This is a genomic window from Nostoc sp. 'Peltigera membranacea cyanobiont' 232 (assembly GCF_002245985.1).
Taxonomy (GTDB): Bacteria; Cyanobacteriota; Cyanobacteriia; order Cyanobacteriales; family Nostocaceae; genus Nostoc.
In genome coordinates this window covers 23,808-35,969 of the sequence record NZ_NOLK01000001.1, presented here as the reverse complement: position 1 = coordinate 35,969, position 12,162 = coordinate 23,808, and the positions used below count along the sequence as shown (strand labels likewise).

The following is a 12,162-nucleotide window of genomic DNA, read 5'->3' as shown; positions in this document are numbered from 1 at the left end:
AAACACTAATCTCTGTGACTCCATGCTTACCCAATTTAGACAAACCCTTCAGAAACAGTGGTATGTCCGTTTCGTTAAGAATCGCCCTACCTCACTTACCTACAAAACACTAATAAATATGGCATTGCGAGTAACAGTAGTGGTACTCGTCTCTGCTGGGGTGAGCTATATCCATGTCATGTCCCGCTTAGAAGCCCAGACTCAAGTCCAGCTAGAAAAGTACATCAGCGCCCGAGGACAGTATGAAAGCAGCATCTTTAAACTCGCACAGGATAACCTCACTTTGCTGCGCGATCGCCTTTTGCAAGAATTCAAGCAACCCCCTAATGATTTCTAGGCTGAATTTGAGCGGCAATATTTTTCGTGGAACGATGGTACTAAACGCAATTTTCCCCAAAATCGACCGCGCAAAGACTTTGATTCTACTCGATATGCCGGCTCGTTCATTGGTCAAAATGTGCAAATTACTAAAGAACTAAAGCAGCAATTACTAACTGCTAATACGCTGATTAGTGCCTACGGATCTGCTTGGTCTAATCAGTTTGTTGATACTTATTTCGTGAGACGAGAAAATGCAACGACAACCTATTGGAAAGGTGTGCCGATCTTGTTGGAGACACCGCCTGATTTCTATATGCCGAAAGAGGAATTTTTTTATATTGCCGATCCTCAGCATAACCCGTCTCGATCGACGAAGTGGACAGGTGTTTATCTCGATCTCAGTGTTAAAGTCTGGATGATTTCGGCAAGTGTACCTGTCTATGAGGGCGATCGCTTCCTGGGCGTTGTAGGACATGATGTGGTCTTAACCGATTTGATGGAGCATACAATCCAGGATCAATTACCGGGTACTTACAATCTAATTTTTCGCTCAGATGGTCGTTTAATTGTCCATCCCGACCGGACTGCCCAAATTCAACAAGCTCAAGGTCAATTAAAAATCGATACAATCAACGATCCTCATCTCAACCGCATTTTTCAGCTAGTGACAAACGCTCAACCAAAAACCCACGTCCTGGAAAATAGCCAAGACCGTGAATACTTAGCAGTGACTCGCTTACAAGGCCCAGATTGGTATTTTGTCACAGTCTATCCGAAATCACTGTTATCGGGGGAAGCATGGGATATGGCTCAGTTTATTTTAATTTCTGGTGCAGTGGCGCTGCTGGTTGAAGTGTTGTTGCTCTTGTCGGTGTTGCACCAACAAATCGCTAGACCCCTCCAGCAATTAACCGCAGCTAGTAACCAGCTTGCTGACGGTGACTTTGCGATCGCTCTCGATACCACACGACAGGATGAATTGGGAGGACTGGCCAGTTCTTTCAACAGCATGGCAAGTCAGTTAAAGACTTCTTTCATTCAATTAGAACAGGTAAATAATGCGTTAGAGCTACGGGTTGAGGAGCGGACAACAACGTTACAAAAAACACTTGAAGAACTGCGTCGGACTCAAACCCAGATGATCCAAAGTGAAAAAATGTCAGCCTTGGGGCAATTGGTGGCAGGTGTGGCACATGAGATTAATAATCCTGTTAACTTCATTCACGGCAACCTAACCCATATAGAAAATTACGCCCAAGATTTATTGAAATTTATCCAACTGTATCAGTCTCACTATCCCAATCCAGTGGCTGAAATTCAAGCTGAGGCTAAAGAGTTGGATCTAGAATTTATTCGAGATGATTTACCTAAGATGCTGTCTTCGATGAAAATTGGCACTAATCGCATTCGGGAAATTGTGCGATCGCTCCGCAATTTCTCCCGTTTAGATGAAGCTGAATTTAAGGCGGTTGATATTCATGAAGGCATTGATAGTACTTTATTAATTTTGCAGCATCGTCTGAAAGAGCAACCACAGCGTCCAGCAATAGAAGTGATAAAAAACTATGGTAATTTGCCTCCAGCGATCTGCTATCCAGGACAACTCAATCAGGTATTTATGAATATTTTATCTAATGCGATTGATGCCTTAGAAGATGCAAATCAGCAGCACCTGCCTACAGAAGTTACTTCCCATCCCAACACAATTTGGATTCAGACTAGCTTATCCGTGATGGAAATCGTGATTTCCATCACGGATAATGGTCTTGGAATTACAGATACAGTTCTCAAAAGGTTATTCGATCCCTTTTTCACAACTAAGGATGTGGGTAAAGGATCTGGATTAGGTTTAACTATTAGCTATCAAATTGTGACTGAACTACATCAAGGTAAACTTCATTGTAATTCCACACTAGGAAAGGGTACAGAATTTGTCGTCACCCTACCAATAAAAGCTAATTTCATAATTTGATGATTGCTTCGCGTTTGTAGGAAGTGTTTCTAAAGTAAGTCTTTTATTCGCGGTAATTAGATTTAAGCTTTTTAGACACAATAAAATTGTCATTACGAGTGCAGCGATAGCGGAACGAAGTAATCGCATAATCTCGTAGTTTATGCGATTGCTTGTCTGCGACACGCACTTGCGTTCGTCGTTCCTCCTCTCTACGAGGCGCTGTTCGCGTTCGCAATGATAAGCTCAGGTGAGCGATCGCACAACCTCAGGGTAGATAACGAAACCAAGTGAAAACCCATATATTCGACCATTTATATACTCCTAAAGCAGTTGGTAAAGGTACGGCTTTAGGACTAGCGATCGCTCGTCAAATTGTCGAAGAAACCCATCCAGGCAAATTGAGTTTTAACTCAGTTCTGGGTGAGGATACAGAATTTTTTATTGAAATAAATTTATAAAAAAATTAAACAGGTAAATTAGCAGCACTTTGGATATTTTCTAATATTAAGTCAGGACTACTACGTTTAATCAAGCCAGTTAAAACTTTGCCAGGGCCAATTTCTATTACTCGCTGGATACCGTTGGCTGGTAATTGCAGAGAAATTTCTCGCCATCTTACAGAACCAGTCATTTGTTTGTTTAAACGTTCCTTTAAAATCTCGGCATCAATAGATGGAATTGGTTCGACATTAGATAACACTGGTACAGTAGCTGGCTGAAATTCCACAGATTCTAAAATGTCCTGGAATTGGGCAGCCGCAGGTGCGATTAAATGTGAGTGAAATGCTCCAGAAACTTTTAAAGGAATAGCACGCTTGGATTTCACTTGAGTCATCACTGCTTGCACAGCCTCAGTCGTGCCTGAAATTACCACCTGAGCCGAACTATTATCATTTGCTAGTACTACATCAGGGGTTTCGGCAATGACTTTTTCCAACTGTTCGCGGTCAAAATTCATCAAAGCCGCCATCATGCCACCGACGGCATTATCCATGAGTTCTGCACGACGCTTTACTAGATATAAACCAGCCGACCACTCAAAGACACCCGCTACATAAAGGGCAGAATATTCTCCCAAACTGTGGCCAGCAACTAAATCTGGTTGGTGTCCTCGTTCTCGAAGAAGATCGGCAAGAATGCTTTCTACCACATAAAGAATTGGCTGAGTGTATAGCGTCTGTGATAACTTTGCTTCTTCGTTTTGACAGATTTCGGTTACAGACCAGCCCAAAACTTCCTCGGCTTGGGCAAATTTGTCTTTAGCGGATGGTATATCTAATAAATCTATTCCCATTCCCAATGCTTGAGAACCTTGTCCGGGAAACACCCATGCAGTTTTAGTCATTAGTCATTAGTCATTAGTCATTAGTCATTAGTCATTAGTCAGTGGTCAGTGGTCAGTGGTCATTGGTCATTGGTCATTAAAAAAGGACAAATGACAAATGACAAAGGACAAAATATTTATCTTCCCCATTGAAAAATTGCCGCACCCCAGGTAAGACCGGCACCAAAACCGGATGTAGCAATGATGTCATTGGGTTTAATTTTACCTTGTCGTACTGCTTCATCCAAAGCTAAGGGAATGGAAGCAGCTGAGGTATTACCATACTGAGCGAGATTACTTATAACTTTATGTTCTGGGACATTCAGGCGTTGGGCAACGGCATCGATAATGCGCTGATTAGCTTGATGTAAGACTAGCCAATCTATTTGGTCAACGCTCAGGTTAGCTTGAAATAAGGCTTTATCAATAATTTCTGGCACTTTTTGCACAGCAAAGCGATAGACTTCTTTGCCGTTCATAGTAATAGGTTGATAAGTGCCTTTAGTAATATTTACACCGGGGAGCAATTCTTGGGAAGCGCCTGTATAAGCAAGGTTGAGGTGATGATTCTGAGTGCCATCACTTTTAAGGGCAAATCCTAATAAGCGATCGCTTTTGTTAGCCTGCAATACTACTGCCCCTGCACCATCGCCGAATAATACACAAGTGCGCCGATCTTCCCAATCCACCCAGCGAGAGAGGATATCTGCCCCGATCAACAGGACGTTTTTATAAACACCTGTTCTAATGTACTGGGCTGCTGTAACTAGACCAAACACAAAGCCAGAGCAGGCTGCTGTCAAGTCAAAGGCTACTGCGTTGGTGGCTCCTAATTGCGCCTGGACTTTACAAGCACTACCAAACAAATCGTCAGGGGTGGAAGTCGCTAGCAGAATTAGGTCTAGGTCTTCTGGTCTAATTCCTGAAGCTGCGATCGCCTGAATGCTGGCGGCAGTAGCGAGTCCACTTAGGGACTCAGATGGTGTGGCTAATCGTCGTTGACGAATTCCCGTTCTCGTTGCAATCCACTCGTCTGATGTTTCAACTAGTTCAGTCAATGTCTCATTGTGTAAGGAAGTTGCGGGTACTGCCGAGCCACTTCCGGTAATTGCTACGCCTAAGTTTTGCACTCCTAATCTCCCAAGCTATCAGCTTTTGTCCTTTGTCAGTTGTCCTTTGTCATTTGTCCTGTGTCAGTTGTCCTGTGTCAGTTGTCCTTTGTCCTTTCCAAATGACCAATGACTAATGACTAATGACTAATGACTAACCGCTCTCGCGCTCTAGGATATATTGGGACTGAATTCGTTGTAGCACCTGGTTGTCAACAGCTTCTTTGGCCATGCGAATTGCATTAAAAATTGAAGGTGCTTGTGAGCTACCGTGACCGATAAAACAAACTCCTGCCACGCCTAACAGCAAAGCACCGCCGTGTTCTGCATGATCCATCCGTTGCTTAACTCGCTTCAGATTTGGTTTTAAAATTGCTGAACCAATTTGACCATGCAATCCTTGGGGTAATTCTTCCCGCAGAATTTGCAGAATTACTTCTCCAACGGCTTCGGCAAATTTCAATAGTACATTGCCCACGAAGCCATCGCAGACAATAACATCAAAGTGACCCGAAAGCACATCACGCCCTTCGGCATTGCCAATAAAATTAATTTGAGAATTTTCGCGGAGTAGTTGGTGGGCGCGGACGGCTGCATCATTGCCCTTGGAGTCTTCTTCACCGATATTCAACAAACCCACTTTCGGTTCGGTTGTACCTAAGACATATTGACTGTAAGCCGAACCCATGACGGCAAACTGCTCTAAAAACTTCGGACGGCAATCTACATTTGCGCCGACATCAAGGACTAACACAGGTTTGCCAGCAACAATTGTTGGAAAAACAGTCCCGATTGCTGGACGGTCAATTCCCGGCAATCGTCCTAAGCGGAGCAAAGCTGATGCCATAGCTGCCCCAGAGTGACCTGCAGAAAATACCGCATCTGCTTTTTGGTGCTTGACTAAATCCATCGCCACATTAATAGAAGCCTTGCGTTTGCGTCTTACTGCATTTAAAGGCTCTTCATCCATTGCGATCGCTTCTTCAGCAGTCACGATCTCTATCTGCCCTAGATTCGTTTTTGGCGGGAAGGCAGCTTCTATTTGTTGGGGATCACCAACTAGTAATATATCTACACCCAATTCTTCCTTTGCTCGCAGTGCGCCAGCAACGATTTCACCGGGTGCGTGATCCCCTCCCATTGCGTCAATTGCGATCCGTACGCGAGTCGATCCCATTGCTCAGAGCTTTTAGAAACCTTATAAATTTTACCAGATGGCAAAGCCCGAAAAAGCTTAACTTTCTGACTGCCAAATTATTTCTGTTACTATTGCAACAATTTTTACTGGCAAGCTCAAGATAGCACGAATTTGGGTATTGGGCATTGGGGAAGGTGGGGCCCCCTCTGGGGATAAGGGGTAATGGGGACTGGGGACTGGGGATTAGGTAATGGGCATGGTGAAGAAACCTTCTAGTCTTCCTAGTAAGACTAGTCCCCAATACCCAGTCCCCAATACCCAGTACCCAATACCCAGCCCCTAATCCCTACTCCCCAATCTCCAAAACCCAGCTAACTAGTGTCCGAACGCCGTAGCCGGTTGCCCCTGCGCTGTTGTAGCCATTTTCTTTATCTGTCCACACGGGGCCAGCAATATCTATATGGGCCCAAGGTGTCTCTTTGACGAATTGTTTCAGGAAAAGTGCAGCAGTAATAGCACCACCTGGACGCGGCCCTGTATTTTTCATGTCCGCGATGCCAGACTTTAGCCCTTCAAAATATTTTTCTTCCATTGGCATCCGCCAAATCTTTTCCCCTGAAGTTTGGGCAGCTTTCTCGATTTGGGAAGCTACACCATCATCGGGAGTGTACAAACCAGCAATATCTTCACCCAAAGCAATGACATTAGCACCGGTTAGGGTAGCTAAATCCACGATCGCATCCAACCCTAATTTGTCGGCATAAACCAAGGCATCTGCTAAGGTTAAACGTCCTTCAGCGTCGGTGTTGTTCACTTCGATTGTTTTGCCGTTTGATGCTGTGAGAATATCTCCAGGGTGCATGGCGTGACCGCTAATCATGTTTTCTGCTACCGCCGAGATAAAGTGAACTTCAACATCTGGCTTAATTTGAGCAATTGCTTTTGCCGCGCCCAAGGTAGCAGCTGCGCCACCCATATCCATTTTCATGGTTTCGATGCCACTACCAGCACCTTTAATATTGAGTCCGCCGGAATCGAAGGTTACACCTTTACCAATAATTGCTAGTTTCTTTTTCGGTGTACCTTCTGGTTTGTAAGTCAGGTGAATGAATTTAGGTGGCAACTCGGAACCTTGCGATACTCCCAAAAAAGCACCCATACCCAACTTTTCACAGTCTTCTTTTTCTAGAATTTTTACTTGTAAACCGTACTCCTTTGCGATCGCTTGAGCAGTTTCTGCCAAAGTAATTGGTGTGACTGCGTTGGCTGGTGCTGCTACTAACTGCCGTGCCAAATTTACCCCAGAAACGATTTGATTGGCGCGGGCAATGGCGGCTTCTTGTCCACCGAAACCTAGTAAATCTACGCTTTCTATTTGCGATCCTTTCTCTTCTGGTTCTGATTTAAAGCGAATATCTTGGTAAAGTGCTAATTCCACACCTTCTGCGATCGCTTGGGCACTGGCCGCTGGATCGTTATTCCATAATGGAAAACTAAATCCCAGAATTTTGCTTTTTTGCTTTTTTCCTACCCTAGCTACAGCAGCAGCAGCGCGTCGCAGAGTATCTAGTTTTAGTGCATCTGGTTTACCTAAACCTACTACAATCAATTTCCGCACTGGGCTACCAGCATTTACACGGGTGAAGATTGTAGTGTTGGCTTTACCTTTAAATTCTTCTTCTGCAATCAGTTCTTTTAATACCCCGGAAAACTTTTGATCTAAAGTTGCCAGTTCTCCAGTTAACTCGACTGCATCTTCAAATAATCCAATTGCCAAACTATCGCCTGCCCACTCTAGCAAAGGCTTGTCACTAGGTTGAATTGTCATTTTGGGATTTTGTGTAAATATTCCTTCCTGTACCAGTATTGCTCAAAATTATTGTTTCAGGATGAGGAGAATTGGGAATTGTCCATACTAATCATGGAGGAAGTCTGAGTTGAAAAGCTGGTAACTTTCATCTTCTTACTTCTGTTGCCTTTTTTTCTAATTCACATTAGGCGTGAGTTAGGAATTAATATCTTTACAACTCCTAACTCATAACTCATAATTTCTAGAGTTCCGCCCGAATAGTAAAAGCATAATCTCCTCCAGGCTCTAGCTGATAATCTTGTTGCTCCAAAAATCGACCAAGGGGTTCTTTGATTAAAGCGCGGCCTTGGGAAGGCTTGACGGCAAGTTCTCCTCGGCGAAAATGCCACTGGAAATGCCACTCAAACTCACCTGCACTCACTTCACCCTCAAGGAAGCCGTGTTGCCAGGATTGGCGGGTGATTCTGACATGGGCAATGGTTTCTGGCAGTCGTCTTTTAGCACTCACAATGCTTTATATCAAGTGTAGAATAGTAGCCGTTTGTGTAGGCTTCTTATTTTATTTACCAAACATAGCTTAAATAGACAAACTGACAAAATGAGTATTTGTAGTTGAGCTAGAAGAACTCAAGAGTCAGAAGCCAGAATGGCAAGTGTGCCAGTAGTAAGCTGATGTGCTAAGAATGTATTTTCTTAAAATGTATCTAAGCTGAGAACGATTATGGCGCAGTAATTACCGCTACTGGGCAATGGGCTTTACTTAGAATTACATCCACTCTGTGACCGAAGAAAACGCGACCCGTAACCATTCGGATATTACTCCCTAAAATAATTAGATCGACTTTTTCGGCTTGGGCAAACTTGAGAATTTCCTTTTCTGGGCTGTTTCCTTGAAGAATATAGGTTTTAACATCAGCATCCAGATTGCGGCCAATTGCTGCTTGCTGTTCGAGCAAATCGCGAGCGATTTCCTTTGCTGGAGCTAGCGATCGCTGCTCGTAAAGAATATACTCAACCTGTGGCAAATTAATTACGTTTACGATCATTACTAATGCTCCTGTCTGAGCAGCGATCGTACTTGCCATCTCTACAGCGTTTTTGCTATATTCTGTTCCTACCGTTGGCACTAGAATCTTTGTCAGCTTTTGTTGAGCAATTTTGCATATCTCGCCTTTGGGTTGGGGTAGATGCGACTTTACTACCATCGTTGCACATGGCGCTTCTTGTACTACCCGATCTACAAGCAAATTGAACAATTTTTTCTGAGGGCGCATCTGTTCAGAAGCTCCCAATACGATCAAGTCATAGTTTTTGCTTGCTTCATTCAGAATTACTTCTGCTTTACTACGCCCAGACTCCGTTTTTGTTTGCAGAGTTGTATCAGCAGGTAGCTGCATTTCCTCAGCAACAGAAGCCAGAGCTTCCTCGGCGGCGGTATCTTTAACTTGGGTTGCCGTCCGGCGAGCTTTGCTTTGAGGTTGCTTATCACTTAGGGCATATAGAGATGTCACTTCTATCGAGTTTTGGTGAGCCATGTAGCCCACTAGTTGCGCTGCGAGTTGGATGTTGGGGCCACCGCTAGTAGGTATTAAGACACGTTGGATCTGTTTGATAAAGCTGCGGCTATCCTGCTCTTCTTGTTCCAAACGTTGAGCTTCTTCTTCACTCATCACCACGTTCGACAAAGACCAGCGCAAAAGGGGTGGAGCCATTAGGGAAGTGACGATCGCCACCATCACAATAATTGAGTACATCTGGGGATTCAGCACTCCCAAGGATAAACCAATGGTAGCAACGACAATTTCCATCGCCCCGCGAGCATTCATCCCCGAACCCATCGCTAAACCTTCCCAATGACTCAAGCCGCCGACGCGAGAACCAATGTAAGCACCTATAAATTTGCCAACACAGGCAACAACAAGAACAATCAAGCCAAATAGCAGCGTTTGAGGGACTAACAAAGTTAGTAGATTAACTTTCAAGCCAGCTGAAGCAAAGAAAATTGGTGCTAGAAAGGCTGCTGTGAAGACTTCTAGCATGTGTCCAGCTTCATTGCTAAAGCGGCGAGATTGACCAGCTAGAATTCCCAGCACAAAAGCACCTAATGCTGCTTCTAAACCTAATGCGTGGGTAAGTGCTGCTGCCGAGAGCGAAAGAATTAGTACAGCCGATATACTAGCGGAGATACCGCCAACACAGTCATCAACCCACCGCAAAATCTGGTCTACGATGGTACGCCCAATTGTGAAAGCGATCGCTAAAAACAATATAGCTGCACTTACGGAGTGGAAAATTGTCCCAAAGTCAAACTTGCCGCTACTAGCTAGACCTGAAACCACAGAAAGTAAAATCCAGCCAATGGTGTCGTCAGTCATCCCAGCCGCTAAGGTAACTTGACCAATGTCACGGCGAATCAGGTTTAAGTCCATCAGCACTTTAGCAATCACTGGTACTGCCGAAATACTCATTGCTGTGGCAATAAATAAACTGAATACCAGTCGCTTTTCTGGGTCGGCTAAAAAACTATCTGGCAATAGCCAGCCCAGTCCAAATCCGGTGATAAACGGAACAATAATTCCGCCGAGTGAAATCAGCAGAGCCGTTTTACCCTTACGAAGAATCAGCTTGAGATCCGTCTCCAAGCCAGTTACAATCAGCAAAAATAACACTCCTAACCAAGAAATCACCGAAAGTAAATTAGACTGTTCTTGACTTTTGGGAAAAATCAGCGCCTGTAAATCTGGAAGGAGTAAACCAAATAGAGAAGGGCCCAGCAACACACCCGCCAGTAATTCCCCAACGACAGGTGGGAGGTTAATCCGCCGCATCAACTCACCTAATCCCCGCGCTACCAGAAGCAATAGTGACAGTTGCACCAGCACCAACAGCAACTCATGATGACCGAGAGGTTTAATTAAACCGTCACCTGCTACTTTCTGTGCAGCGAGTACAGGCACTAACATTAGGGACAGGTTTTGCATATAAGCGTCCAAAGCTTGGATTAGAAATTTTTAAAGAGGCTGTTCAAGTAAATCCTGAAAATGTTTACTTCCACATCGGCCTATGAGATTAAACTGTCATTATCCTTAAAATTCTCTTAGTTGCTGTTTATAGCTATCCAGATCAGTCATAACCAAATGTCAAATTTTCTCCACTTTATAGTAACTTTTGTTGTGATGCTGAGTTGCTGGCTGCTGAATCCAACCCTGACAGCACAAGCCGCGACTGGTGCGATGTCTACGACAGGCTACGCCTACGCAGTTTACGAACAGCGTCTTATCCATAGTCCAGATGGTATCGGCAAATATTACATGGGACGGGAAATCGCTAAAGTTATGGGATACACAGGCGCTGGCTGGCTAGAACGACAAAGCCGAGAGGTGGAGGAACAGCCAAGTAAAATAGTTAGCCTCCTTAACCTTCAATCTAACAATGTAGTGGCAGATATTGGTGCTGGTACAGGTTATTTAAGCTTTCGCATCGCCCCGTTATTAACAGATGGAAAGGTTTTGGCTGTGGATGTTCAGCCAGAAATGTTGGAAATAATTGAGTTGTTTAAAAAAGAGAAAAATATCACCAATGTCGATCCTGTTTTGGCAACCCTTAGTAACCCCAACTTACCATGTGAAAGTGTCGATTTGGCTTTGATGGTAGATGCTTACCATGAACTTGAGTATCCGCAAGAAGTGATGCAAGGAATTGTGAAAGCACTGAAACCTGGTGGTAAGGTAGTGCTGGTTGAGTACCGGGGTGAAAATCCTTTTATTATGATTAAAGGTTTGCACAAAATGACTCAAAAGCAAGTCCGTAAAGAAATGCAAGCTGTTGGTTTGGTTTGGCGCGAAACTAAAAACTTATTACCTCGACAGCATTTAATGATATTTGAGAAACCTGATTCTAGCGATGTTTTGACAAGATGAGGCTTGGACGGTACATCACAAGAAAAATATGTCCCAAGCCATAATCAAAAGTCAAGTATTTCCTGGTTTGTGGTTGTCAATGTCAGATTTACTTGCTGGGAATATGCAGCAAGTATTGACTGTGTTGCAGTTGGGATTAAATTCGCCAGAACATCAAATATTTGTGCAGCAATTATCTGGTGAATGAAGATAGTTGCACAAATACATGACAAATAAAATTATGCCAAACACGTCTAAATTACTCTTGTTCACAACCAAGATTAAGAAGCAACGAAAAAACGTATCGATGAATATAAACTATCTAAAGCTTAAGTAGGTGGGTGAGAAAATTTATAACTAAGCTGTTCTGCATTTAATCTGCACCCTCGACGCGGGCAGGATGCCCGCACTACGATGATTTGAATAAATCACAATGTGCAAATTACAAGATTATCAGCTTATGTCATTGCGAACGCAACGAAGTGGAGTGAAGCAATCACAAGGTTTTCACCGCTTTTACTTTTCGTTACATAGTTATATTTATTTGTGCCTGCCTACTTAATTCGACCATAAGAATTCTTGAAAAAGTTGCAGTCAATAATGGATT

The 12,162-nt window shown here is 43.7% G+C and carries 11 protein-coding genes; 5 read left to right on the top strand and 6 right to left on the bottom strand.

Annotation, left to right across the window (positions count from 1 at the left end; genetic code table 11):
* Window positions 1–22 precede the first annotated feature (22 nt).
* The 3 genes from CDG79_RS00160 (at window position 23) to CDG79_RS40600 (ending at window position 2,733) form a co-directional block, all read left to right on the top strand.
* On the top strand, window positions 23–337 hold the full coding sequence (locus CDG79_RS00160; protein ID WP_143855383.1) for a hypothetical protein: 315 nt from the start codon (window positions 23–25) through the stop codon (window positions 335–337).
* 120 nt (window positions 338–457) lie between these two features.
* Complete coding sequence (locus tag CDG79_RS00155) at window positions 458–2,293, top strand: ATP-binding protein (RefSeq protein ID WP_094339605.1); 1,836 nt, start codon at window positions 458–460, stop codon at window positions 2,291–2,293.
* A gap of 269 nt (window positions 2,294–2,562) precedes the next feature.
* On the top strand, window positions 2,563–2,733 hold the full coding sequence (locus CDG79_RS40600) for an ATP-binding protein (protein ID WP_189524836.1): 171 nt from the start codon (window positions 2,563–2,565) through the stop codon (window positions 2,731–2,733).
* Between the two features lie 5 nt (window positions 2,734–2,738).
* On the opposite strand, the gene fabD is transcribed toward CDG79_RS40600, so the two are convergent.
* The 6 genes from fabD to CDG79_RS00125 form a co-directional block, all read right to left on the bottom strand.
* Window positions 2,739–3,620: an ACP S-malonyltransferase gene (fabD, locus tag CDG79_RS00150; protein ID WP_094339604.1), complete on the bottom strand. Its 882-nt coding sequence runs from the start codon at window positions 3,618–3,620 to the stop codon at window positions 2,739–2,741.
* A gap of 116 nt (window positions 3,621–3,736) precedes the next feature.
* Entirely contained in the window at window positions 3,737–4,729 is a 993-nt protein-coding gene (locus CDG79_RS00145; RefSeq protein WP_094339603.1) for a beta-ketoacyl-ACP synthase 3, read from the bottom strand.
* 133 nt (window positions 4,730–4,862) lie between these two features.
* Window positions 4,863–5,885: a phosphate acyltransferase PlsX gene (plsX, locus tag CDG79_RS00140; RefSeq protein ID WP_094339602.1), complete on the bottom strand. Its 1,023-nt coding sequence runs from the start codon at window positions 5,883–5,885 to the stop codon at window positions 4,863–4,865.
* Window positions 5,886–6,192: 307 nt separating this feature from the next.
* Window positions 6,193–7,674 (bottom strand): leucyl aminopeptidase, encoded by a 1,482-nt coding sequence (locus CDG79_RS00135; RefSeq protein WP_094339601.1) that lies wholly within the window; start codon window positions 7,672–7,674, stop codon window positions 6,193–6,195.
* A gap of 223 nt (window positions 7,675–7,897) precedes the next feature.
* The gene (locus CDG79_RS00130; RefSeq protein WP_372726526.1) at window positions 7,898–8,167 is read right to left on the bottom strand and encodes a DUF3146 family protein; all 270 of its coding nucleotides are present in this window, start codon (window positions 8,165–8,167) and stop codon (window positions 7,898–7,900) included.
* Between the two features lie 208 nt (window positions 8,168–8,375).
* Complete coding sequence (locus tag CDG79_RS00125) at window positions 8,376–10,637, bottom strand: cation:proton antiporter domain-containing protein (RefSeq protein WP_094339600.1); 2,262 nt, start codon at window positions 10,635–10,637, stop codon at window positions 8,376–8,378.
* 156 nt (window positions 10,638–10,793) lie between these two features.
* On the opposite strand from CDG79_RS00125, the gene CDG79_RS00120 reads away from it, so the two are divergent.
* Window positions 10,794–11,576 (top strand): class I SAM-dependent methyltransferase, encoded by a 783-nt coding sequence (locus CDG79_RS00120; RefSeq protein WP_094339599.1) that lies wholly within the window; start codon window positions 10,794–10,796, stop codon window positions 11,574–11,576.
* A gap of 28 nt (window positions 11,577–11,604) precedes the next feature.
* Entirely contained in the window at window positions 11,605–11,763 is a 159-nt protein-coding gene (locus tag CDG79_RS40595) for a hypothetical protein (RefSeq protein WP_317616563.1), read from the top strand.
* The last annotated feature ends 399 nt before the right edge of the window (window positions 11,764–12,162 follow it).

What these genes read in the sequence shown, in the direction of transcription:
- fabD (WP_094339604.1), bottom strand. Translation starts at nt 3,620, where the DNA reads ATGACTAAAACTGCATGGGTGTTTCCCGGACAAGGTTCTCAAGCATTG.
- CDG79_RS00135 (WP_094339601.1), bottom strand. Translation starts at nt 7,674, where the DNA reads ATGACAATTCAACCTAGTGACAAGCCTTTGCTAGAGTGGGCAGGCGAT.
- CDG79_RS00160 (WP_143855383.1), top strand. Translation starts at nt 23, where the DNA reads ATGCTTACCCAATTTAGACAAACCCTTCAGAAACAGTGGTATGTCCGT.
- CDG79_RS00125 (WP_094339600.1), bottom strand. Translation starts at nt 10,637, where the DNA reads ATGCAAAACCTGTCCCTAATGTTAGTGCCTGTACTCGCTGCACAGAAA.
- CDG79_RS40595 (WP_317616563.1), top strand. Translation starts at nt 11,605, where the DNA reads ATGTCCCAAGCCATAATCAAAAGTCAAGTATTTCCTGGTTTGTGGTTG.
- CDG79_RS00120 (WP_094339599.1), top strand. Translation starts at nt 10,794, where the DNA reads ATGTCAAATTTTCTCCACTTTATAGTAACTTTTGTTGTGATGCTGAGT.
- plsX (WP_094339602.1), bottom strand. Translation starts at nt 5,885, where the DNA reads ATGGGATCGACTCGCGTACGGATCGCAATTGACGCAATGGGAGGGGAT.